The sequence below is a fragment of the Vibrio sp. 10N.222.55.C7 genome (genome assembly GCF_041473335.1).
In the GTDB taxonomy this organism is placed as follows: domain Bacteria; phylum Pseudomonadota; class Gammaproteobacteria; order Enterobacterales; family Vibrionaceae; genus Vibrio; species Vibrio crassostreae_C.
Window position 1 is genome coordinate 15,785 of sequence record NZ_JBFRSC010000039.1, and the last position, 22,241, is coordinate 38,025.

Genomic DNA, 22,241 nt, shown 5'->3' on the forward strand with positions numbered 1-22,241 from the left:
ATGTTTAAGCTTCGTTTCTTTTTTTCCTAATCAATCTTTCCAAATCGCGCGCGCAGGGCGCCCAGACCAACGGCTATCGTCTAAGACAAAGTAAACATCCATCGTATCGATGTAGTGATTGTCTTTGTCGATGAAAGGGAAGACGGTGAGTTTTTTAACGTCTTCTTGGCTTCGCTCTGGCTCCCCCTCTCGATTGCGCCTTGGCAGTAAGGTAAAGGCGGAAGGTGGGGCGAGACGCGCTTGAGAAGAGACCGTGGCGTTACCACTGCCTCCGGTATAACCGTATAGGTTGTCTCGAACTTCGTTCATGGTGACGCAACCTGAAACGCCGCCGACCTGATCGCAACTGTATTCGCTCTCAAAGCCCGCGCTACAACCGGTCAGACCTAAGAGTATCGATAGTGAAAACAAAGCGTGCCTATTCATGGTGATTCCTCACGCCCAAAGCCCACGCGGCTTAACCCTTGTTGGGTGATTTTTTGCGCTAAAGGGTTGATGGGGGCGGTTTGAGTGGTTGGTGGAAGAGAGGGGGTGTTGGTAATGACATCTAACAGTTGATTGCTGTTGGAGACTTGCTCACGCTGCTCATTCATACGCGTTTCGTATTCATCGGCCAGCAATGGATCTAATGGAAAGCCTTCCAAAAAGACAATATTGACGATGGCACCAGGATTGACTTCCACTATCGGATGATAGAGTTCGGCCAGTTTGATGTAGTAGTCCGCCAATTTGCTGCCAACGCTCTCCGTGGCGCCGCCAAGCAGATTCAAGCCAATTTTATCGCTGTTGATGCTTTGACTTGGGCCGAGCGCCGTCGGTGTCGTGGTTTGTGCCAGCGCTTTACCTGCATCCCCTACGCCTTGCAAGATCCCCGCAATGCCGGCCATTTGAACGATCTTACCGTTTTTCAAAATGGTGGTACCGCGAATACCATTGCGACCAAAGTTAAACACGGTCGCATTGACGGGGATATCGAGAATATCGCCATTGGGTTGTATGCAGCTCATTCTACTGGTGCGAGCGACGCCGCGGCTGGATGAGATCTCACCGTAGACGGCGCCGGTGATCGTGCAATCCTTCAATTTAGAGGCCTGACCGTTGGGTAAGACCCCCTGATTGACTGTCTGAAAGACAATCGGTGAGGTATCCCCTTGTCCAGAGACGCCCCCATTAGCATCAGCGCCGCCGGTAATTACGGCGGTCACAAAGGTGCCGGTTGGCACGTAGTTATCGGTCGTGCGACGGGATTGTTTCTCCTCGACACTGGCTTGCCAGTGAAATTCAAAGCTATCAAAGGCATCACCACTAAAGGCCACATCATCTTGCTCTTGGTACTGGAACTCATTCACCTTGGCGTTATCCATGTTGCTATTAATGGCCGGTCTTGGGGGCAGTTTGTATTGGCCAAAGGTGTCTCCTTGGTTGGTCTCGATGCCGTGTTGAGTCGAAGGATCGCCTGCCTTGAGGGTTGAGGCTAATTGCGTCTCAAGCTGCGCCTTGAGCGCGTCAACTTCATCGAGCTTTTGTTGCATCTGCTGCTCAAGCTCTGTCAGTTGCGATTTTGTATCGCGCTCATTGGCCTTTTTAATGTTCTCTAACTCAGAGGTTAAGCTTTGTCCAAAGCGACTTAATGTGCCTTCAAACCGCGCTAAGCTTTGTTCTATTTGGTTGATTTTGTCTTGTTGAAACGTCAGGGCGGACTGGTTGTCTTTGTCGGTAAAATCATCGGTGACGACAGCGCCAAATCCGACATCTTGAATGCCCTTGCTTGGCGCTTGGGGAGACAGTGTTAACCGCCAAACAACAAAAGCCAGGGCGGTCAATATCAGCAATACCGTGAGCGTAATGGTGCGATTGCGCTTTCTTGTCACGGCATTGATCGTGCCGCCGTCTTCAAAGTCCCCGTCGGTGTCTTTGAAGACGCGTTTCTTAAAACGGCCCAAGGCGTCTTTTTGTTTATCGAGCATGGGTGGCGCCTCCTCCAGTAATGAGATAGAGCGTGGTAGTTTGCCCAGGTTTTAATTGATAGGCATCGAGCGCGGCTGAGCGTGCGGAATAGCTGTAGAACTGCGCGGTGGTCAGCGCCATGTCACTGCGGCTTTGATTTTTGAGCTGATAAACCACCCCAGAATAATGACGGCCCACGAAGACCGTTTGAGGGATGATGGCCAGTGACGCTTCATCTTTGGGTAAGGTTTTGGGGTCAACGTCGTGACGTTTAAAACCAGCAATGGGAGCGCCATCATGGACAAAACGTATCATGGCTTTGGTGAGCGCTGTCATGGCGGCGGGATAATCCGCCGCCTGCTCAATCGGGCTTTGCTGCTCTTTGTAATTTTGCGACCAAACAAACTCCGTGACCAAAGATGGTGTAGCTTTGGGGGTAATAAACAGCGCAAACAATCGCCCTTTCTCTGTCGTCAGGTGCGCGGTAAACGGTAAGGGAAGGTTAATTTTTAAGGTGATGGAGCCGGAAGCGTCTTTTTGGTTGCCCGTTGAGGTGCAAAACCCTTTCGGGCAGACGATCGAAATAATACGGTCATTGTTGACCAGTAAACGGTTCACGTTAATGGAAGAGAGTGACAAGGGGATCGTGTCGCCTTCGTCAAACTCATAGCTCACCATGGCGGCATTTTCAGCCAGGGCAAAAGAGGGGATGAAAAAGACCACCCAAAGCGCGATGGATAAAAAATAAGGGTGCCATTGCTGCGATGGGGTGAATGATTGCTCATAAAGATTCATCGGTGTTGACCTCGACTTCTTCAATGGAGAGTAAACCTATGACGCCTTGGTCATAGCTAAAGTTGACTTGATACCACTTCATCTCCGGATCTAGTGCGCGTTGGCCTACGTGCTTTTGGAGTTTCCCGTAGAGTTGTACTTGGAGAGTGTCGAGAGAAATTCGGACCAACTCGACAGAAAATTGGCTGCTGATGTTATCTTTTTTAACCACCGTGGCTTCTCGAAGCAGCTTAGGTTGAACGTTGTACCAGCTTGTCTCGTCTAAATATTCAAGTAACTGACCAAACTGACGTCCAACGCTTGCCGGCGTGATGTTGAGTTTCAGGTAGAGAAGATAATCCGCCATTTGCTCAAGATAAGGTTCATCGACCGCGCCATCCGAAACCGTAAAGGCTTGAGAGAGGGTGGGCGGGACTAGGGTTCGGCTTTGATGGGTAAGGGCTTGATAACTGGTGTAACCCAACACCAGGTTAGTGATAAGCATAACAAGAAAGCCTGCACTCAAAAAAAGATTGAGGAGGCTTTTGACGGCCAGCTTATCCCGTTTAACAAACGGATCCATGATGAAGGGTCTCCTTAGAAAATCCAGTAACGACGACAGGCTGAGGGGGTACGCTTAAAGAGGGTGGGATGGACAAAGGAAGCCCCCCACCAATAAAGTGACAGGGTAACTATGTTGTCACCGTATTGCGCTTTGATGTAACGTAATCCCCCAAACCAAGCCAGCGATAACGTCAGCCCTATCATTTCGTGTTTAAGCCAGAATGAGAGGCCAAAAATGCAGAGGGCAGGCACGAGTTCATCAACTGGGAACCCGAGCCAGCGACGACCTTTGTTCATGTGTTTTGGAATAGAAAAAAACTGATGAGGGTCTTCCATTGTGACTCCTTAGCCTAAGCCGACGAGTGGTGCTCCAACATTCCACAAGACTGAGCCGCCAATGAACCCGCCAACGGCCGCAAACCAGTTACGGCTCATCAGTCCAGTGACGACCGCCCCCGCAAGCCCAGTCCCCAGCATCGCGGTTTCAACCGCAGAGCCTTTGCCCGCCGAGTCTTTCATGGCTTGTTTACCTGACGCGAAGATATCGGCAGCCAGAGCGGGCTGAGTGATAAGAAGTGTCGAGACAGCAACGCCAAGCCCGACAAGGAGGGTGCGCTGGGTGCGTTTTTTCATAATAAATATCCTTATTGAGTGATAAATTTATCAAGTGTTTGGTCATGATGGAGTAAAAGACCTCCTTGCCTGAGAAGCTGGGAAGAAGGGTTAGGTTGTCCTAGGCAGACCGTGCAACGTGCAAATTAAACGGCGCGTGGGGAGAAAGGTTAAAATCGACAGGTATAGGCACGCATCATAAAGAAAACAGAGAAGATTTCGCGTACTTCAAACCGCGATTACGACTCACATGTTGCTTCCAATTTTGAGCGCTAATGATGGTGTTCTTAAGCTTCCGATAACGTTTTTTACAAGCATTCTTTGAAGCTGGGAGAGTGAGACGGTTAACTGATTGAACTTGTTTTTGAACCGCAACAAAATGAACACCCTTCCAATAGAAAGGGAATGAAAGGTGTCCAGTAAAAGACAGTAAGGCGGCAAACGCCATGTGTTCACGCCCGACCGTTCCCAGTTCTTTGACGCTGACAAAATCCCCTTGTTCAACAAAGTGGCCTAATACATTCGCCGCCTCATCTGTACGACAATGTCCGTAGATAATCTGCATCGTTCACACTCCTTTTTAGGACATTGTTTTGTTCTTTTAAAAAAGCAAAACAATGGGCTCTCTTTCAAGAGCCGTGCTACAAACTGGCTTGAGCATTCTTGTAGTAGAATGCGCACATCCAAAGGGTGTGGTGTCTGGTATTCCCAAGTAACTCTATTTCACCACTCAACCAGCGTGCTTAATTGAGTAGAAAAACAGCCTTGGACGTCGCCCCAGAGAGGGCTCCTGAATTTGTTAGGCATATTACGCAGGCCTGCGCCCCTCTGCGGCGCTTTTTGCAATCGTGAAGGCAGCCCACCTTCGAGGCCATCTGAAATAAGATCTCAGACGGCAATATCATTCGTTACAGCGACCAATTGGGAAAACGTTTGAGATGATCTTCTAATCGAAGTTTCCCTTCGCGCTTTTTGGCCCGTTCTGCTCTTTTCGCCGATAGCGTTAACGTTTTATTCGCGTTTGCTGAAAGACTAAAAGCGATACCGACTTCCTTGTTATCAACCCTACATTCTGATTTCAAATTCATACAAAATCCTTTTCAATTAAGAAAAACCGAAACGACCGAGTTCAAACTGAAATATCGCTGAACCCTCTAATCGTTCAAAAGTGACCCAGAATTATTAAACTTATTTGCTTTTGTGATGGGCCTCTCAATCTTGCAATTTAACATAACAAATATAATACGCACCAAATTAAACTTTTGATTTTAATGGTTATTTTATTAAATTTAACGTTGCCTTTGTTTTTAATTTTAAATAATTAATCCATTAATTATTTTTATTGGGATTCTTTGATGTGCTATAAATTTTTCAAGGTTATTTGTTATCTCATTGTTATTTATCTGCTATTTTTGGTTACGCATTATATTTGTTATGTTAAGGGAAAAATCCCAAGGCACACTTAGCGTTTGAAATATCAGGCGACGACACGCTATACTTACCTGAGGTCTATAAGGTTAAAACACACGACATTGCTTACTCCTGTAGTGTCCAATGTCGTGTGTTTTTTCTAGGATTTAGAGTGTGTTAGAGGTGGTACTCTGACTATATAGCACTCGCAAAAAAGCCGACTTTCCAAGAGTAGTCGGCTTTTTTGTGTCTAAAAAACCGGCATTTGATTTCTTTTCCCGGTTGAGATAGGTTGAAATTTCACCGTTTGGACGGCCAATCCAAACACCCCAAAAACCTCTTGGACTTCAAAATATGACGCATTTGACTCAGCCTTGGCTTGGGCTAACGCTCAGGAGAATCCACTTTCTGCCTAACACCGCCTTTTTTGTCCCTCAGGATGAAGCGAGGTGTGTTTTAAACGTGGACGGTGAGTCTTATGAAAACGTTTAGCTCCTCCCCTCCCCCGTTCGATAAATCGAGTTACGATGCGCAGTATCGCTGTAAGCGTAAGGCTCGCAAACTGGATTTGATTGAATTGTATCAACGCGTCATTGAAGAAGAGAACGCGCGGAACCCTAAGACGCCTTTTGAGATCGGATTTAAGTCTCGCCGGTTGCTCCGAAGCGGTAAGGTAGAAACCCTGCCGCCAGAATACGCGCGGATCTTAAAAGGGTGTGAAGAATTTATTACCAACCCCAATCGTTTCCCGTCACTCAATGCATGGGGCGGTGAAGCGGTGAATAATGTCCAATGTCGCACCTTAATTGCGAAAGTATTAGCGTGCACTCTGCCGAACACAGACCTCATTGGCGGGCGCATCGGTTTGCCCACCGAAGCGGGATTGAAAACCATCAGCTACGACCAGCTTCAAGAAGATTATGCGTTGCGCTTTGGAGAGTTTATTTCGCCGAAGTCCTTTGCTAAAGCGGTGAAGTATCTAAAGCGTGCCAGCTATTTTCACAGTGAGCGGATCAATGTGTGTGTCGACCAAGACGAAGGGACGATACGCAGTGCACCCGCGTACAAACAGTTTACACCTCGCTTCTTTAATGACTTAAAAGTCGTGCGTTACACCAACATCAGCGAATTGATCCTCGCAACACGGGAACGCCAGACAAAGAAAGGACTGAGCTTTCAATGGCTCTCTTTCCGTAAGATAGCGTCAGGGATACAAGAGATCTTCAATGCGTCAACGTTAAACACCTATGCGCAATCAACCTCAGCCTTCTTTAGTGAGTATCAACCGGACCTGGCCCCTAATTAAAAAGACACGTTCGTCTCCGCGAAGGCGGAGGGATCAGCACGTCTGAACCTTAGCCTACCCTGCTCTATCTCTCATTTTTCTGGTTTCTCCCAACAGGTTATTCAGGGTTATCTTGCGCACGCAGTCTCATTCGGAAGGGATTTCTCTATTCACGGTTTTTTATAAGAAAGGCCGTGCAAGAAAGGAAGGATAAAAAAGACCGCTACAATGGCCATCAATAAGGGGCTGCGCTTATGAACACTACGTATAAAGATAAATAATTAAATCAATAGAAAAATAAATACTTAAGGACAAGCAAAAAAAACGGCGCGGCAACCTTCTTTTGTCATACGACAGGGACCTTCTTCGATTAAACGCTGAGTCAGGTGGCTCCCTTTCATCATCTCCTTACTTAACGTCCACCTTCATCCGGATGGTATGGCTTAGCAGGGCGAGGGTTTTTAGTGCTGTCAATATTGCAGCCTAAAAAGAGCAGTATGGCGCTGTGAGAGGCTTTCTTCTTAATTTCATTAAATGGTCACGGTTCTTATTCAGCCGCTTAAGCTTACTGCTTTACAAAATGAATGGCCCCTTGAATACTAAGATTAGCGTTTCGATTTATCAGCGTCAGAGGGTAATTCAAACTCAAGGAACATAAATTAGTATTACTTCGAGGTGTTTCTCTTCTTACGCTGTTAGCCTAGAAAAACACATGGGTTACTAGAAGAGAAAAGGACGGATATGACACTTCCTATTTTTCACTCAAACAACGTTCCACATTCTCAGTCGGATTATTTATCTGAGCTCTGGAGGAAGATTGAAAAAAATGAACGGCGTAATCAAAAGGCCGAGATCAAGGTCAATCAGCTTTTTTCTGAATACAAAGATAAACTGACTCCCTATGATAAAAAGCTCGACCATCTTCACTGTGCCTGGGTTAAGCACTTGATGTCATTTTTGACCTCAAAAAAACTCAAAACCAATATCCGCAATCGCTTGATGCAAGCGATTGATGCAAGCGATTGAACAGGAGTTAATTGACTTGCTTGATCGCCCTTTTATCAATGATAGAGACAAAGTCGAGGCGTTATGCGAAGAGTATGAAACCTATCATAATAAAGTATTTCAGAAAGAGAAACAGCAAGCGCTCAATGCAGCTTGTCGAGAATTTGAAAACGGCATGAAGGAGATGTTCGGCGCTGATATTGATTTACCCCACAAAAAAATCCGTGAAATTCTGGCTTCTGGTGATCCATTCGCCATTGAAGCTTTTATCAGTGCCTTATGGGCCTCTTTTGTTAAACATAATAACGACTCATTTTCACCACGAGCCCAAAATGAGGACGATTGGGACGATTTTGAATTCGATTATTTTGAGAGTGAAGACGACGACGCGCTTAACATCAAAGAAATGTTCCGAGGTACTCAACTCAACAAAATGTACAAACGCATTGCGAGTGTTATCCATCCAGATAAAGAGTCTGACCCGTTAAAGAAAGAAGAGAAACATCGTTTAATGCAGAAACTGGCGGTGGCCAAACGAGAGAATGATGTGATGACCTTAGTCCGAATGCTGACAGAATATGTCCCCGATTCTGAGCACCTTCTTGATGAAACAACTTTAGTGAGAATGGAGCATTTGCTCGAAATGAAGCTCCTGGATTTAAATCGGGCCCACCGTGACATCTTTAGCCAACAAGGAGTTAAGTCTCAAGTCTGGAGACAATTCTCAGCACCAAGCAAGAAGAAGACGCAAGCCAAAATGGAAAAGTATCTTAAAATGATTGATGATTCGATAGTCTCGCTTGAAAAAAGAATAAGAAAAGTTAACAGTATCAATCAATTAAAAAAATATTTAGGATCTCTTACCTTCTATTGATTCTGTGTCTAGAAAAGAGGCTTAATCATGGTGGTTTAAGAGGTTCGAAATACCGCTTGCTCACCCTTCGACTGGCTTCGCCAGCTACGGGATTGCGACGAGCGGTGCCATTAAAGTTTGAGCAGGTATATGTTCGCGTTTCCCGTTAATTTTTGAATGCGCCTTATTATTTAAGCCTTAATACACGCTGATTACGCACTCAATTTAAAATCGTGAAAAACAGCTAGGAAGCTTCAATTAAAGAGAAAGAATAAATTCATGAGTCGAAACCTTAAGCACTATCAAGCCCTTGATGAGATCGTGACGAATGCGCTTCTCGCACTGTATTTAACCATGAGTCAACAAGGTGGATATTGGACAACGAAAATAAGAAATGAACTGTTGGTAAAATTCATCAAACCAAAAGTAAAACGGCCTCAGTTCTCGACATGTAAAAATGAACTCAAAACCATGCTCAGTATTGGCCGAAGTGTAACAGGCAACCTCGAACAAAAAATGTGGGAGGTAAATCAACTGAATCTCGGGTATCAAGCCAAGTTCTCACAGGCTGATGAACTCTATATCATGTTAACGGAATTATTTGAGCAGCATCAGTTTCCAACTATGTTGGAAGACCCCACAAAAGAAATGGAACGAGATACTCTTTACATGAAAGAAAAAAGCATAGAGCAAGGGTTTGATGAAGACAATAACCAGATAAAACCCCTGGCTATGACGGTGAAAACCCATCGGTTGGAAGCGTTAATTGAAGCGCTAAAAGCCAAAGGCTTTTATCGCGTTGAAGTTGACTCTGAAGAGAAAGATGAAGTCATTCACCTTTTATTGCACCGAGAGTGATAACGATTATACGATTGAATAGTGCCTTTCTATTTCTCGGTTTTACCTTGGGTAGACAATGTCCGACTAAATACCCATCTTCAACCTTGACTGAAAGCTTTCCCATATGACAACGCACCCAAAGCCAGTCTGACCAAATAGGTCATAAAGAGAGAGCTTTTCAATACGCAACTCTGGCTTACGCATGAACCTTTTAAAATTGGCATTAGCTAGGCTAGGTTTGCGCATAGGGTCCAATTCTCTTCTTCATTTTTCCACCTAAATCCGGATTTAGGTCTAGTATAATATACTGCGATACTCACCTTGTGACACGGAGCCTTCCATCCTAGTGGTAGGTGAAAATTTCACCCAAACCTTACGGACGCCAGTTTTCAATGCAGAGACACAATAAGAGTTTAGGACTATTCATACTTTTCTTTATGCAGACACATGCAATAATCAACATGCTATGACGAGGCTGATGGTTATATGAGATGTTCCGAAATACCCCCTTTGCTCTACATGGTTACTGAAACTCAACTTGAGAGTGCTCTATCCTCTATAGCCATCAATAACTTGCATATTTACTGTGCGTTTACTCATGAAAGTTTGAACACTAAATTAATCAAAGATATTCAGTACAGCCACTTTAAATCCATAAGCTTTAGCGACGCTCGAACTATTTACCCTAAAAAAGCATCATTCTCGGATGAAGATAGGCAATAACTCATTGATATTTAGAAAAATATGCCTAAGAGGGAATATTCACAACGCTATTTTTGGAGAAAACGTGTTTCGACAATTTTTGTGTATCTTATTGATTTGTAATATTATCTCAATTTAAATGTAAATGGACTCAACATGACCGAAATGATAAAAACTTTACTTAATATCCGCTCGCTTCGTGCGTTCTCTCGTGAATTAACACTTGAGGAACTTGAAGAAGCACTGAATAAGTTAACGACCGTCTTTCTTGAACGCCAAGAGAGCGAAGAAGTAGAGCGCGAAGCTCGTGCTGAACAAGAATCCAAAGTCGCTGAAATCGCAAAGCAAATCAAGGTCGATGGTGTTAATATTGAAGCTCTTATAGAAGCTCTAGCAGGTCAATCAAAGAATAAAATAAAAGGTAAACGTAAGCCTCGCCTTGCTAAATATAGTTACACAGACGGGAACGGCATAGAAAAAACCTGGACCGGTCAAGGTCGCACCCCTTCCATAATTCAAGAACAGCTTGATGCTGGAAAATCAATTGAGGATTTCTTGATCGCGAAATAGTCGCTTCTTTCAAAACCCTCACTACACCCCCCTCAATTAAGAGGCCCAGAATTCATATAGAAACTAACAGAGCCCTTGTTTAGGTTAGTTTCTATAGGGCAGTCAGCTCACTTTAAATATCTCTCCCATTGGCCAATCTTAAAATGAATGCGTGAACAGAAATCAACCTAGAGGCGTTAATTACGTCACTGGCCTCATCAGTACCGAAACACGAGAAAACACTTATGACTATTGCAGAACAATTGCGCCAACAAGGCGAGCAACGTGGCCGCCAAGAAGGACGTCAAGAAGGTCGCCAAGAAGGTCGCCAAGAAGGTCGCCAAGAAGCCCTCAAGGAGATGGCGCACAAGATGATGCTTAATGGTCTAGATCAGGAAGCCATTATGGATGTCACAGGATTGAATAAAGACGAACTAGCACAACTTTCTCATTAGCCGAGCAAGTAAATGGCCATCAATAAAGGACTGCGCGTGGGGAGATAAATAGTTAAATCAATAAAAAATAAGGATAAGAAAAAAAAACGGCGCGGGCACTTTCTTTTGTCATACGACAGGTCCCTTCTTCGATTAAACGCGGAGTCATGTGGAACCCTTTCATCACCTTCCCACTTAACGTCCACCTTCATCCGGATGGTATGACGTTGTACGAAACTTTTAGACTTTTCCTACCCATCGGCCTTATTGTTATCATATTCAGGTACTAATTGAGTGAGGGGAATTATCGCCTCACCCAACTTTCATTGTGACAACGTCATAAAAAAGACCGAAAGACTAAGGTTATTACCTTCCTTGAAGCCCTTATATAACGTTCTGGTCAAAGTTTTATAAAATATTCAACGTTTTACTGCCCACTTTTAAATCGACTCTCTTTATACCCAAACGATAAAGGTAAGAGAGTACGTCATTTTTAGAAACATTGTATTGACTACGATTTAGAAGTAATAAAGATTCTTCTAACAAGTATGGAAAGTCGCTTAATCAACGCCCATGAGTAATGTCAATCTGAGTGATATGTCGGCCAAGCACGGCATTATTGTGAATCGTCCTATATTTATCGTTGGTTCATCCAATCAAGTCCCGCTTTAGACGTAAGAAACTACTCTGCTATCAATTCATTAGGAGCGACATCTTATCGCTATTAGAAAAACCAAAGCATCAAGGTTTGAACTAGCAACCTAGTGAATACGCTTTCATTATGTAATGATTTTACTTACAAAGTCATACTGTAAGAGACAAAAGATTCCGGAATAATACGTCAAATGGTCTGGCTAAAACTTATATGGCGGTTCGTATCATTGGTGTTGAGTTTGGCTACACCAATTACGCAAACTACAAAAATAGTGCAGAATAGCTTTCGATAACATTAGCTGCAATATTCCAGAGTTTTGTCTATTTTAGCACTGCGATTGGCCATCTTCGATAACATCAAGATTTGGCCTGTACCAAAGCAAAAGGGTAACCAGCACTCTTTCTTTTGCGCTTACCGAACTCGTTGTCCAAATTTGAACTCGATGTGAGAGCCAGAGCGAATAATGAGAAAGCACTCGTCAATGGAGTGAACGTCACTGTTGAGTGCAAAGGCGGTAAGAGAAGAGCCACCATTTTAGTTGATAAGTGACATACAACATGTAACTGGCTTAGAACACGTTAAAGCTCTCTTTCATTACACTAGTAAGCACTCTAGCAGGGATTTTGTTTTGGTTCTTGTAACGGGACTGTTGCAAAAATACTGTACGGACCCTTTTTTTTAATCATCGTGGGCAACGCTTGGAACTCATATTTCTGTCATGGGTGCAGACAAAATAGGAAACAAGAACTTCCATCCTCATTGTTTGAGAAAGCATACTCTACTGTGACTATATACCTTAATGAAAAACGATTGGCGAGTTCTAGCATGCGCCAGATAAAGAGATCTATAAGATAGTTGAAGAGCCTATGTTAAATGACAGGAACAAAAGCGGCATTACCATTTTGATAACTCAAGATTAGCTTATCAAGATCCTTACATTGGCCAGTTACTTTTAATGAAATACCTACCCAAGGTAAATAAGCATGAATAAAATTAGCTTTTTAAAAATAAACAATACCATTATCGATGACATTATTGCTCTCTCAGTGGAAGAGTCTCAAAAACAACTCATTGCTAACAACGCAGAGTGGCTTGCAGAAGCCAGTTTTAACGACGATAGTATCAACTATGGTATTTACTTAAACGATAAACCTGCGGGCCTGATCTCTCTGATTGACCCTAGAATACTGGACACACACGATGAACACTTTCAAAAGGAGCATTTATATGTATGGCGCGTCATGATTGACCATCGTTTCCAAGGAAAGGGATTGGGGAGTCAAGCGATTAACTTCAGTAAGAAATACGCTTCCATTATCGGTTTAAAAGGCGTCTCCCTGACCACGATGGATAAAGAAAAAGGCAATGCGCTCTCTATTTATCAAAAACTTGGTTTTATACCAACGGGCAGAAGACTTGATGATGAAATTGAATTAATTTTTGGCTTAAAGGAATGAGTGAATAAACAAGTCAGATGGTGTGTCTGGGACGGCTATTTGGCCGCCTCATTTTATACTTAAACTGTAAATGTATTGAAGAGTTCATTCAAAAACGCTGATCCCTCGTGCACTCTCACCTCTGCCCGGTCACGGCTTAACCAAAAATCAAATTGACTCTTGTTCAATATCCGTAACCTTTAAAGACCTTGAATCGCTTCGATGAGCTTTTTGATTAGAGCATGGTCTGACTCTATCGCATTGTCATGGTGTAATTACTCTTAATTTTTTTGCTCATATTTTCAGCTATCATGCGCTAATCTAGAAAACGTTAAAGTTCCAGCTCAGTGCTCTAAAGATCGTAAAGCCTCACCTAGCAGGTCTTCTGGCGAAAGGTTAGAATGGGTGTTCATTATACTTTCGATTCTCCTTGTAGGAAAAGAATTACAAGTCTTCCCTCTACCATCAAAGTCCTCTTGTCTTCTGCCGTATGCAATGTACACATTAATGAGAGTACACTCCCTCTCTCTCACTGAGCAGGTAATTTTCCTGAGTTTTTTTTGAAGACCTTCAAACATTCTATCGAGGCTTTGGTCACTATTTGCCTTAGTAAAGTGGCCATAGACTTCAGAGATAGTGCTATTTATTGATAGCTCAAACCTATGTACTTCTTGTTTCATTTGAAATAACTCAAGTATTATTGGGATTTGTATTACACATACTATAACCAAAAACATTGAAAGTTATTGGTTAATCAATTTAGTCAGCTTTGGCTCTCTTTGTTATCAGCTCTTATCGACAAAGCTAATTGCTTGCAGTTACAAAATATATCATTGGAACTCGCCTTGAGTCGCGACGACGAGTAAAACTTCAGGTCTATGAAGCCTCTGGACATTTCCGAGTTACGTTCAGATTGGCGACTAAGTCGTTCGGACAAAATTTACTACTCCGAATCATACAATGTATCGGAAATTGGTAGACCAAACGCAATGCCCTACTAAAACATCAAATGATGTTTTAGTAGGGCTATCAGATTATATTACTATAGGTAAACGGCCCTTTAAGGTTACTAGAAAGCCCCTATTTCAATGCCACCACTGTCGTTTTCAGAAACCACAACATTCATCATGTGTAATGGGTTGGCATTCTCTGATGAACCTTGAGCTTCCCCAAGTGTAACTGACTTAGTTAGAACATCCGAAATACTACCTGTCGATATTTGAACAGTTGCAATTCGACCTTCTGCACGAGCGTAGTTATTCACACCGATACTATATACCCCGAGTTCGAGGCTGTCTCTGTCACAAGTGGCGAAGTAATGCTCTGGCCCATAGCCGCTGGTGTTATCAACATCTAACTCACCAACGTTACCTACCCTATTTTGGTAGTACACCTGCATCCCATTGGGTTCAAACGTATGCAAATCAACATCACCTAGACCATTCCAACTGAGTGTTGCTGTGAACGACCCTGTAGAAGCGATTGCTTCAGGAGTTTGTAATGACGCCAGCTCCGATTGGAGATCGTTTCTTATCATTCCAGCTGGTTGTAAAGAAGTATTTAAATAGGTTTGTATGAGAGTGTGACCAGATGGATCAACCTCTAAATGGCTGACTGGTATCGAGACATTTGTATCGGGCACTGTCCCTACAGCTCTTAAACCATTTATCACCAAATCGAGATCGGCTAGTGTATAAGGTCCATTCAGTTGTGGTGAAGCTGGTGCAATGTGGACTACCCCAAGATTAGATTCATCTAGGTTATCCAATTCCAATGCTGCGTTGTAGGCATTATTAGCAAAAAGATTACCTTGGGAGTGGGCGATAAACAGCATTTTTGCGCCCTGTGTGCCTAACGTCTGAATCCTCGTGTTATGACGAGCGTAATCGCTTGCTGTTGGCGGTGAAGAAAACAAATGACTAACAAGTGCAACTGTTTGGGATGATGCCCAGTCGTAAAGCTCAGTAAGTAGCCCCAACACCAAGTCACTAGGGGCGCTGACAATATTGTAGACTTTATCTAAGAAACCATCAGCTCCACCACCAGTAATTGCTGACCAAAAGATATCAAATCTACCGCCGAGATCGGGGTCTATTTCTTCCGCTCGCTGAATAAATACTTCTGCTATATCTTGAAACGCTGATGCACTAACCGATGAACCAGTTACGTTATAAAAAGTCTCGTATGCTACAGGCTCTGAATTGTACTCATTTCCAATTTGCTTTTGGAATTCAAATGTCGCTAATTTCGCTTCATTTTTTGTATTCCACACTCCATTAAAAAAGCCAACGACATACCCTGGTACTTCACAAACTGTTGCAGAACTTACATTGAAAGAGATTGACGCAGCTAAAGCGGTTATAATAATTTTTTTCATACATCATTCCACGCAATCGATATTAGATGGTAGGCGCGTCACAGTGCCATCAAGAGCTTCATTGAACGCTGAATATGCCGCTGCGCGCTCACGAGTGTTTGCTGTGTAATGTTCTATCGCTTTTAGAATTTGATGTGCATCGGCAGGGTTATCAAAAGCTAAACTCAAGCAACCGATAGCTACAGTAGACTCTTCATCAACTTGGAGGACTGCATCGATATCAGAATGATCAACAAGGACAGCTTCTTGGATAGTTCTGGCAATACTCTTAACTTGTGTCTTTTGACTTGCTGATAAGTTAGCCGCTTCAATATATGCCAATATATCGTCTCGAATGGCTTCGTTATTGGTGACTGAACCTGTAAGCGAATCACTAGTGTCTAAGTCTGGGTACGTTCCTGACGAAACTAACTGACTTAAAGCATCTGTAGGTGAATTGATTGGTGTTGCTGCATTTACATCATCGGCACTATCAGAGTCACCACCACATGCCGTTAGCAACATGATGGCACATATTGGTAAAGCTTCCCTTATTTTCAACTTCATTGTCTACTCCTTGATCATAAATTTTAAGTTACTAAAATATAAGAGATTAACGCCAAGTGCAACGAGTCCCATACCACCCTTGAGCCGACCAAGTTGCCGCTATAGAGACTGGCGTTACATTAATATACCTAGGTCCGTTACACTTATATCAATACAGTAGATGTGGTTTGCATAAGGAAAAGTAAGCCAAATCACAGGTTTCTGAAATGAGTAATCAATCGGTCGTAACTTCTAATGGGGCATTTTCGAGTTTCATGGCACACCTTTGGACAGAAGCTTTTTCTAATTTAGTAAATGATGCATTATCTCCGGTATGGAGGAGCCATCAGAAGAGCACGACCTTAGAGGTTAAGTTCATTGTCACTTATGAGAAGTGAAAAAGCCCACTAGCAGGGCTTTTGTTGCAAGTTGCCACATATGATGCAATGCGCTACAATTGACATCAACAAACAAATGACCAAGGTAATACATATGGCTACTACAAGCGTTAGACTTGATGAGAGCCTAGTAGATAGAGCTGCAACCATTGGAACAGCTTTAAATCGAACGACCCCCAAGCAAATTGAGCATTGGGCGAAAATAGGCAAGATCATGGAGGATAACCCTGACTTAACCTACGAGTTCGTACTGCAGGCAATCATCGCTAAAGCCGAATTAGAGCACGGGAATACGACCTCTTATGAATTTAGCGAAAGTAACAAAGATTGAGCAAACTACGACATTTGCCAAGACAGTAAAAAAGCTACACAAAAACCAAAAACAAGATCTAGATAAAACAGTGAAAGAGGTTATAGAAAACCCTTTTATTGGCGTGATGAAGAAAGGCGATTTGTCTTTTCTTAGGGTGCACAAGTTTAAGATGAACAAGCAGCTCACCTTGCTTGGGTACAACTACGATGAATACGGGACGTTAGTCCTGACCTTAATGGCGTTGGGCAGTCATGAAAACTTTTATCGAGATGCATCCAGAACATTTAGATAACCAAAGCCTCGCCAAGCGCGAGGCTTTTTTTATACCCCTCAAACACCTACAAACTGATTGAAAAAGAACTTAAGGTAGCTAACGCTGAAAGAAAGGTGGAATCTACCCCCGTGAAACATCACGGGGATTAACAGTATGAGAAGAGTGGATAAGTTTTAATATGGTAAAAACCCATGAACAGGGTGTGAATGAGTAAAAGGTCTAGCCAATAATGGGGCACTTTCGAGTTAGAAAGTGCCACAGATAAAGATTCAACCTATGAAAGTTCTGGCCAAAAGTAAGTTAATGCAATGAAACTCCCTAAACCTCAATAGATTAGAACAAGTATTTTAATATCTTAAACACTTGCTCACCGCTACCCCGGCTGCTCAGGGAAAACCTTTACATTAGTTGGTATTTGGTACCAATCTAGTTTTTCACTAACCCAAACATGTGCTTGAGGTTCGAAAATATCAGCTGCCGACATATCAGTTGGTTTTAACTTTAATTTAACCGTTTGCGGTGCATCTGGATTGAAATGGTAAATTCTGTTTCCACAATTTGGACAGAACATCGCGCAATTACGATTGCCACTATCAGCTAAACGTTCCCAAGTTTTCAGTTGACCAGAAAACTCTATTTTCTCGGCATCGACAACTGCTGTAATGCTAAATGGGCTGGTAGACAGTTTTTGGCACTCTGTACAGTGACAAGCAAAGACCATTAGTGGTTTTTCATACAAGTCATAGGTCACTTGCCCGCACTGACATGCTCCTATAAGTGGATATTCCATTTATCACTCCTCCTCACAACATGAGTGGCAGCTAACTCCGAATTAAGTAACGAGTAACACTACCGTCTAACCTAAGTCATTACATCGTAAATCAACTTGAATTAAAAATCCGAGAAGTGTGTCCCTTCCCCTAATTGTACGAGGAGTTTACCAAGGCCATAACACCTAACAGTATAAAAATACTACCAGACCACCTTGAGAAAAAATCAACCCAGTTACTTCTTGCTTGAAACTTTTTCTGTAGATGACTCGCCATCAAAACACTTAACAGATCAGCACTACTAAACAATAAATTCGTAACAACTCCCAAAATAAGCAGTTGGAGCCAAACAGCAACACTTCCTGCTTCATTCACAAACTGTGGGAGAAAAGCAAGATAGAAAATTGCGGCTTTAGGGTTCAGAATATCTACAATGACACTATCAATAAACGTTCTTTTAGGAGAGGTAAGATTGCTTTCACAAGAAGTAATACGTAATTTTTTTGATAGATAGATACGTTGGAAACCCAACCAAACAAGATAGAGAGCTCCTAGCTTTTGAATGGCAGAATAGAGAGAAGGATTAGCTAAAAGCACAGAAGACAAACCTAATACAGCTAAAATTACATGAAAATAACCTCCTATATGAAGGCCAAAAGCTGCCATAATTCCTACTTTCTTCCCTCCTGACACAGCTTGAGCAATACTGTAAAGCATTGCAGGACCGGGCATAAACGCATATAGCAACGTAACAAATAAGTAAGTAAACAGTTCTGTAATTGAAATCATTGTCCACCCTCCAAGCTATATTTAAAGCCAGAAAATGTTGAGGCTAACTCACTTACTACATTACGCGCCTCCTTCAAATTGTAATTACCTTGTAGAACGCCTGCGATTACCTCAGCTAAAACAACTATTTGACTTTGTGTAACCCCTAATCGAGTAATTTCTGTTGCACCAAAACGTATCCCAGATAACAACTCTCTATCTTCAGGAAGTGGGACTGCATTAGCAAAAACCCCAACATCAGCTAGACGGTAGCATGCTAAACGCGCACCTTCTTCTCGAGTCCATTTCACAACAACTTGATGAGTTTCAGTAAAGCCTTCATCAGAACAGAGCACCTCCAACCCGTGCGCCTGTAAATTACTAGCAAGTTGCCTAGCATTAAGTATCCCTTGAGCCATATATTCAAGGCCATATTCCTTTAATTCTAAGCATGAGACCGTCAGGGCAGCAATTCGATTAAGTTGATGTGAACCAGTTAGCTTTGGGAATATAGTCGTGCTAATCGGAGAAGAAAACTTTTCCGAATTCCAACAAATTACTCCTCCCTGAGGACCACTAAACGTCTTTCCTGTCGATGCAGTGTAGATATCAGCTCCCAAAGACAGAGGGTTTGGATAAACTCCACCAGCAATCAACCCTGCTTGATGTGAGCCATCAAAAAGTAACATCCCTCCCCAACGAGAAATAATGTCTTTTATCTCTTTTACAGGAAAGGGAAAAAGGTTGAGACCTGCCCCTAAACTCACTAATTTCGGGTGTCTAAACTTAGCCATGTATTCAAAGGCGTTTAAGTCAATTTCGAGGGTATTCGGATCCACAGGAAGATCTGAAATGGAATAGTTCAAGATCCCCGGGGGGCCTAAACTATGGTTACTTGAGTTACCACCATAAAATGTATTGAGGGTGGACATATCTGATACGTTGAAATGGTTTTTGAGAACTGCATAGACAACCGTATTAGCATGAAGCCCTCCTAAAAGCCTAGGGTCTGCATGATTGCATTCAAATAATTCCTTAAGTAATACTATGCAAAGTGCTTCTATTTCATCAGCTTGATCAAGCCCCGTAAAAAAGCGGTTATTTCGCCCAATAGAACCGCCTGAGGCTCTAGACCCCAAGTCACAACTTAGTAGTCCCCGAGCTTGTAAACTCATAGGGCCTTCTGCTGCCAAAAGGTTTATTCCTGTCTTCACTCTCACAGTCTCGTGTCGCTCTATTAAAGCTCTTAATTTTTGATAGAGCTCTTTAGAAGTCGAACACCCAAGTAAGGCAGAAGCATCATTCAGAATATTCATGTCATGCATTTGTTTGCTGATAATCACTTTCTAACCTCCCTTCTCACGTATAACTGTTACGTGTGTTAGACAGATCCTTACCACAGAGCAGTAAGCTCGAATGTCTTGTGATATCTATGTTTGAGCCATCAATAAAGTCGCCCAAGTGTCGAAATGGATAAATTTCCGTATCCGTTGCCGTTACTCTAAAATTAATGCCAAACCGGTCATTATAAGATGTATTAGGAAGAGAACCATGCATGGTTCTTTCCGTGAAAATAACAAATTCCCCTTTTTTCATAGGGATCGTCACTATATCTTCTTGGCTCTCGTCTACACCCAATGTTCTTTTTGCAGGTAATTTTGCAAGTTCAGCTCGAACATAGGCTTTAACATCCTCGAATGATTTCCCACTAATTTGATAATTTTCAAAAAGCCCACTGGTATCAACGTCCAATACTAGTGTGTAATTGTTCGCCCTTTCGACAACATCTTCGATTGTTTTACAGTCAATAAATGGATCATGCCAAAACTCAGATTCTGTCATTGGAACCATGGTTTTAGGATATTGTTTTTTATGTGAACCACGAATGAAACGCAACGGAGCGCAATCAAGCTCAACATCAGTAAGGGCGACCCAAACAGTTAAATTCCACCAACGATCCCGCCTTTCATGTTTAGGCCTTAAACTAGGCTTATTATTGCCAATTTCTTCACCATCGAAATCTCCCCACTCTTGGTGCCAACCTGTACCGTTTTCTCCAGATTTCTTGTGAAAAATTTTTGAGCGCCAAAGAGCTAAATCGTCTCCAATCAGAGACTGTAGCTTTGGGATCAAAGCTGAATCTGTGAGCAACTCTTTAATTTTCGTCGATACTAAATGCCAATCCCTGACAGAATAACGACCATACAGGGGATGCGGCTCTGGGCTTTGAGCTATCTCCCTAACTTCCGTTAAAACATCTTGAATTAATTCGACATTTGCGAACCTCGGTAATGGTCCTAAATAACCATCTCGGCGAAAAGACCTTATTTGCTCTCTCGTCAATCCTTTACTCTTGTCCATTGATTAGCTGCCTACCCTATGATGTTAAACAAAGAGCGTCGAACCTATCAGTCTTTATCGAATGGCCTAAAATTAATAATTAATAATTAATAATTAATATTTAGAGAAAAGCGTTAGTTCTCGCGTACACTTATTCACAGAACTCCAAGTGTGACTCCCCAAAACACAAACTTCACCAAAAAACCTAATCTTAAAATTTGATGTACTTATGTTATTCCGACAGATATTTTAATCACCATTCCCAAAAATCCACTTCATATCTAAACCGTTCAACCTCCTTCTCGGTCAGTTCCGGTATTACTTTGATAGGTCTTCCTCTGCGTTTAGGGGGAGATTTCGTCGGCTTAGGTTTGGAGGCTCTCACTTTTCGAGTTTTAGGGTTATTCACAAGCTGGCCTGATAATATTCCACTAATAACTTCCCCTATCGCCTCAGCAGATTGCGATACTTGCACATCATCCACGTGAGCATAACGAAGCGTGGATGAAATACGCGTGTGACCCAACAGTTTCGACACCATCGGAATAGGGAACCCCTCTAACACCGCATAACTGGCAAAGGTATGACGCAAATCGTGAATGCGAACATCCTCGATATGGGCTAAGGCTCGCACCTGTTGCCAGACCATACTAACCTTAGTCGACCGACTCACAAAACGACGCAAAGGCATAAACACATCATCGTGTGATTCGCTACGCTGTGTCCATGCTTGCTTTGGTATGTCTGAAAGGAGTTTCTGCGCTTCCTTGCCCACATACACCACCTTCGCACCCGTTTTGCTGTCCGGCAAGTGCCACTCCCTGCCTTTAACAAAAGACCATTGTAGGCCTGTTACCTCTGAAATTCGACACCCCGTTAACAGCACCAGTTTTAGCACCTGACAACAGCACGCTTCCAGATTACCTTGCTGGCTGACCACAGTTAATGCCTTATCCAATCGCGCTAACTCATCCAAACTCAAAAAACGATTGAGCTTTTTTTTTGCGACTTTGCTTGAGACCCTCACAAGGGTTTTCCATGCAATAACCTTGCTTCACCGCATATTTGAAGATAGAACGAAGCACATCAAGATTACGGTTGGCAGCCCCTGCGTAATTCTGGCTGAGTTCATCAAACCAACGATGCACATGAAACGAATCAATACGGCTGACAGGAAAACGTCCAAACTCGGGCAACAAATGCCTTCTTAAGGCGCTCGACGCTGTCCCTTGTGTACTCAGTTTCCATCCCTTGCAGACCTTATCCGTCCATTCTTCTTTCACCAAAGCATCAAAGCGAATTAACCGTATCGGTTTCGTCTCTTTTTCTAAAAAAGAAGACTGTAAAGCTTGCACGTGTTGTCTGGCTTGTTTTAGGGTGAATTGTCCCACTGTAGTGGTACGCTGAATT

24 protein-coding genes and 2 pseudogenes are annotated in these 22,241 nt (G+C 42.9%); 9 read left to right on the forward strand and 17 right to left on the reverse strand.

The window, feature by feature from the left end; translation table 11 throughout:
* Positions 1-30 precede the first annotated feature (30 nt).
* The 8 genes from traV to AB4482_RS14360 form a co-directional block, all read right to left on the reverse strand.
* Complete coding sequence (traV, locus tag AB4482_RS14325) at positions 31-426, reverse strand: type IV conjugative transfer system lipoprotein TraV (RefSeq protein ID WP_017104313.1); 396 nt, start codon at positions 424-426, stop codon at positions 31-33.
* A complete protein-coding gene (locus AB4482_RS14330) occupies positions 423-1,967 on the reverse strand; it encodes a TrbI/VirB10 family protein (RefSeq protein ID WP_048666133.1) in 1,545 nt (514 codons plus the stop codon). The genes traV and AB4482_RS14330 overlap by 4 nt, the downstream gene beginning before the upstream one ends.
* Complete coding sequence (gene traK, locus AB4482_RS14335) at positions 1,957-2,742, reverse strand: type-F conjugative transfer system secretin TraK (protein WP_017096434.1); 786 nt, start codon at positions 2,740-2,742, stop codon at positions 1,957-1,959. The genes AB4482_RS14330 and traK overlap by 11 nt, the downstream gene beginning before the upstream one ends.
* A complete protein-coding gene (gene traE, locus AB4482_RS14340; RefSeq protein WP_016800090.1) occupies positions 2,729-3,304 on the reverse strand; it encodes a type IV conjugative transfer system protein TraE in 576 nt (191 codons plus the stop codon). Before traE ends, traK begins: the two co-directional genes overlap by 14 nt.
* 14 nt (positions 3,305-3,318) lie before the next feature.
* On the reverse strand, positions 3,319-3,621 hold the full coding sequence (gene traL, locus AB4482_RS14345) for a type IV conjugative transfer system protein TraL (RefSeq protein ID WP_016800089.1): 303 nt from the start codon (positions 3,619-3,621) through the stop codon (positions 3,319-3,321).
* A 9-nt stretch (positions 3,622-3,630) separates the two neighbouring features.
* Positions 3,631-3,918: a type IV conjugative transfer system pilin TraA gene (gene traA, locus AB4482_RS14350; protein ID WP_016800088.1), complete on the reverse strand. Its 288-nt coding sequence runs from the start codon at positions 3,916-3,918 to the stop codon at positions 3,631-3,633.
* A 175-nt stretch (positions 3,919-4,093) separates the two neighbouring features.
* Positions 4,094-4,462 carry a hypothetical protein gene (locus tag AB4482_RS14355; RefSeq protein ID WP_048660709.1) on the reverse strand — a complete coding sequence of 123 codons (369 nt, stop codon included), beginning with the start codon at positions 4,460-4,462 and terminating at the stop codon, positions 4,094-4,096.
* Between the two features lie 343 nt (positions 4,463-4,805).
* Positions 4,806-4,985 carry a TraY domain-containing protein gene (locus AB4482_RS14360; RefSeq protein ID WP_016800598.1) on the reverse strand — a complete coding sequence of 60 codons (180 nt, stop codon included), beginning with the start codon at positions 4,983-4,985 and terminating at the stop codon, positions 4,806-4,808.
* A gap of 800 nt (positions 4,986-5,785) precedes the next feature.
* On the opposite strand from AB4482_RS14360, the gene AB4482_RS14365 reads away from it, so the two are divergent.
* From AB4482_RS14365 to AB4482_RS14395, 7 genes and pseudogenes are all read left to right on the forward strand, one after another.
* Positions 5,786-6,613, forward strand: a complete 828-nt coding sequence (locus AB4482_RS14365; RefSeq protein ID WP_102428374.1) for a hypothetical protein — start codon at positions 5,786-5,788, stop codon at positions 6,611-6,613.
* Positions 6,614-7,333: 720 nt separating this feature from the next.
* Complete coding sequence (locus AB4482_RS14370; RefSeq protein ID WP_372181105.1) at positions 7,334-7,618, forward strand: hypothetical protein; 285 nt, start codon at positions 7,334-7,336, stop codon at positions 7,616-7,618.
* Positions 7,605-8,471 carry a hypothetical protein gene (locus AB4482_RS14375; protein ID WP_372181107.1) on the forward strand — a complete coding sequence of 289 codons (867 nt, stop codon included), beginning with the start codon at positions 7,605-7,607 and terminating at the stop codon, positions 8,469-8,471. The genes AB4482_RS14370 and AB4482_RS14375 overlap by 14 nt, the downstream gene beginning before the upstream one ends.
* A 258-nt stretch (positions 8,472-8,729) precedes the next feature.
* Positions 8,730-9,308, forward strand: coding sequence for a DUF2913 family protein (locus AB4482_RS14380; protein ID WP_017104238.1), 579 nt, complete (start codon positions 8,730-8,732; stop codon positions 9,306-9,308).
* Positions 9,309-10,148: 840 nt separating this feature from the next.
* Positions 10,149-10,562 carry an H-NS family nucleoid-associated regulatory protein gene (locus AB4482_RS14385; protein ID WP_069592252.1) on the forward strand — a complete coding sequence of 138 codons (414 nt, stop codon included), beginning with the start codon at positions 10,149-10,151 and terminating at the stop codon, positions 10,560-10,562.
* A gap of 164 nt (positions 10,563-10,726) precedes the next feature.
* Positions 10,727-10,996: pseudogene (locus tag AB4482_RS14390) on the forward strand (ISNCY family transposase); the annotation flags it as partial.
* A 1,617-nt stretch (positions 10,997-12,613) separates the two neighbouring features.
* On the forward strand, positions 12,614-13,087 hold the full coding sequence (locus AB4482_RS14395; RefSeq protein WP_016800590.1) for a GNAT family N-acetyltransferase: 474 nt from the start codon (positions 12,614-12,616) through the stop codon (positions 13,085-13,087).
* Between the two features lie 59 nt (positions 13,088-13,146).
* Here the strand turns inward: AB4482_RS14395 and AB4482_RS14400 are convergent.
* The 3 genes and pseudogenes from AB4482_RS14400 to AB4482_RS14410 all read right to left on the reverse strand — a co-directional run.
* Positions 13,147-13,332, reverse strand: a pseudogene (locus AB4482_RS14400) (IS6 family transposase); the annotation flags it as partial.
* Between the two features lie 803 nt (positions 13,333-14,135).
* A complete protein-coding gene (locus tag AB4482_RS14405) occupies positions 14,136-15,443 on the reverse strand; it encodes a YfaP family protein (protein WP_229648405.1) in 1,308 nt (435 codons plus the stop codon).
* Positions 15,444-15,446: 3 nt separating this feature from the next.
* Positions 15,447-15,989: a hypothetical protein gene (locus tag AB4482_RS14410; protein WP_017100441.1), complete on the reverse strand. Its 543-nt coding sequence runs from the start codon at positions 15,987-15,989 to the stop codon at positions 15,447-15,449.
* A 471-nt stretch (positions 15,990-16,460) separates the two neighbouring features.
* Between AB4482_RS14410 and AB4482_RS14415 the strand changes: the two genes are divergently transcribed.
* Both AB4482_RS14415 and AB4482_RS14420 read left to right on the forward strand, forming a co-directional pair.
* The gene (locus AB4482_RS14415) at positions 16,461-16,697 is read left to right on the forward strand and encodes a TA system antitoxin ParD family protein (protein ID WP_017100443.1); all 237 of its coding nucleotides are present in this window, start codon (positions 16,461-16,463) and stop codon (positions 16,695-16,697) included.
* Positions 16,669-16,971, forward strand: a complete 303-nt coding sequence (locus AB4482_RS14420) for a type II toxin-antitoxin system RelE/ParE family toxin (protein ID WP_102560971.1) — start codon at positions 16,669-16,671, stop codon at positions 16,969-16,971. The genes AB4482_RS14415 and AB4482_RS14420 overlap by 29 nt, the downstream gene beginning before the upstream one ends.
* Positions 16,972-17,326: 355 nt before the next feature.
* Here the strand turns inward: AB4482_RS14420 and AB4482_RS14425 are convergent, their stop codons facing one another.
* The 6 genes from AB4482_RS14425 to AB4482_RS14450 form a co-directional block, all read right to left on the reverse strand.
* Complete coding sequence (locus tag AB4482_RS14425) at positions 17,327-17,743, reverse strand: GFA family protein (RefSeq protein WP_017102639.1); 417 nt, start codon at positions 17,741-17,743, stop codon at positions 17,327-17,329.
* Between the two features lie 130 nt (positions 17,744-17,873).
* Complete coding sequence (locus tag AB4482_RS14430; RefSeq protein WP_017102638.1) at positions 17,874-18,512, reverse strand: LysE family translocator; 639 nt, start codon at positions 18,510-18,512, stop codon at positions 17,874-17,876.
* A complete protein-coding gene (locus AB4482_RS14435; protein WP_102560969.1) occupies positions 18,509-19,834 on the reverse strand; it encodes a serine hydroxymethyltransferase in 1,326 nt (441 codons plus the stop codon). The genes AB4482_RS14430 and AB4482_RS14435 overlap by 4 nt, the downstream gene beginning before the upstream one ends.
* 16 nt (positions 19,835-19,850) lie before the next feature.
* Positions 19,851-20,852, reverse strand: a complete 1,002-nt coding sequence (locus AB4482_RS14440; protein ID WP_371997466.1) for a phytanoyl-CoA dioxygenase family protein — start codon at positions 20,850-20,852, stop codon at positions 19,851-19,853.
* Positions 20,853-21,084: 232 nt separating this feature from the next.
* Positions 21,085-21,789: a site-specific integrase gene (locus AB4482_RS14445; protein ID WP_229648403.1), complete on the reverse strand. Its 705-nt coding sequence runs from the start codon at positions 21,787-21,789 to the stop codon at positions 21,085-21,087.
* A gap of 10 nt (positions 21,790-21,799) precedes the next feature.
* Positions 21,800-22,241, reverse strand: a 442-nt coding sequence (locus AB4482_RS14450; RefSeq protein WP_408063626.1) for a phage integrase central domain-containing protein, incomplete at its 5' end; no start/stop codon positions are given.

Coding starts and splice junctions, on each gene's coding strand:
- AB4482_RS14380 (WP_017104238.1), top strand. CDS start 8,730: ATGAGTCGAAACCTTAAGCACTATCAAGCCCTTGATGAGATCGTGACG.
- AB4482_RS14405 (WP_229648405.1), bottom strand. CDS start 15,443: ATGAAAAAAATTATTATAACCGCTTTAGCTGCGTCAATCTCTTTCAAT.
- AB4482_RS14410 (WP_017100441.1), bottom strand. CDS start 15,989: ATGAAGTTGAAAATAAGGGAAGCTTTACCAATATGTGCCATCATGTTG.
- AB4482_RS14375 (WP_372181107.1), top strand. CDS start 7,605: ATGCAAGCGATTGAACAGGAGTTAATTGACTTGCTTGATCGCCCTTTT.
- AB4482_RS14365 (WP_102428374.1), top strand. CDS start 5,786: ATGAAAACGTTTAGCTCCTCCCCTCCCCCGTTCGATAAATCGAGTTAC.
- AB4482_RS14330 (WP_048666133.1), bottom strand. CDS start 1,967: ATGCTCGATAAACAAAAAGACGCCTTGGGCCGTTTTAAGAAACGCGTC.
- AB4482_RS14420 (WP_102560971.1), top strand. CDS start 16,669: ATGAATTTAGCGAAAGTAACAAAGATTGAGCAAACTACGACATTTGCC.
- traL (WP_016800089.1), bottom strand. CDS start 3,621: ATGGAAGACCCTCATCAGTTTTTTTCTATTCCAAAACACATGAACAAA.
- AB4482_RS14430 (WP_017102638.1), bottom strand. CDS start 18,512: ATGATTTCAATTACAGAACTGTTTACTTACTTATTTGTTACGTTGCTA.
- AB4482_RS14360 (WP_016800598.1), bottom strand. CDS start 4,985: ATGAATTTGAAATCAGAATGTAGGGTTGATAACAAGGAAGTCGGTATC.
- traK (WP_017096434.1), bottom strand. CDS start 2,742: ATGAATCTTTATGAGCAATCATTCACCCCATCGCAGCAATGGCACCCT.
- AB4482_RS14355 (WP_048660709.1), bottom strand. CDS start 4,462: ATGCAGATTATCTACGGACATTGTCGTACAGATGAGGCGGCGAATGTA.
- AB4482_RS14415 (WP_017100443.1), top strand. CDS start 16,461: ATGGCTACTACAAGCGTTAGACTTGATGAGAGCCTAGTAGATAGAGCT.
- traE (WP_016800090.1), bottom strand. CDS start 3,304: ATGGATCCGTTTGTTAAACGGGATAAGCTGGCCGTCAAAAGCCTCCTC.
- AB4482_RS14370 (WP_372181105.1), top strand. CDS start 7,334: ATGACACTTCCTATTTTTCACTCAAACAACGTTCCACATTCTCAGTCG.
- traA (WP_016800088.1), bottom strand. CDS start 3,918: ATGAAAAAACGCACCCAGCGCACCCTCCTTGTCGGGCTTGGCGTTGCT.
- AB4482_RS14440 (WP_371997466.1), bottom strand. CDS start 20,852: ATGGACAAGAGTAAAGGATTGACGAGAGAGCAAATAAGGTCTTTTCGC.
- AB4482_RS14385 (WP_069592252.1), top strand. CDS start 10,149: ATGACCGAAATGATAAAAACTTTACTTAATATCCGCTCGCTTCGTGCG.
- traV (WP_017104313.1), bottom strand. CDS start 426: ATGAATAGGCACGCTTTGTTTTCACTATCGATACTCTTAGGTCTGACC.
- AB4482_RS14425 (WP_017102639.1), bottom strand. CDS start 17,743: ATGGAATATCCACTTATAGGAGCATGTCAGTGCGGGCAAGTGACCTAT.
- AB4482_RS14395 (WP_016800590.1), top strand. CDS start 12,614: ATGAATAAAATTAGCTTTTTAAAAATAAACAATACCATTATCGATGAC.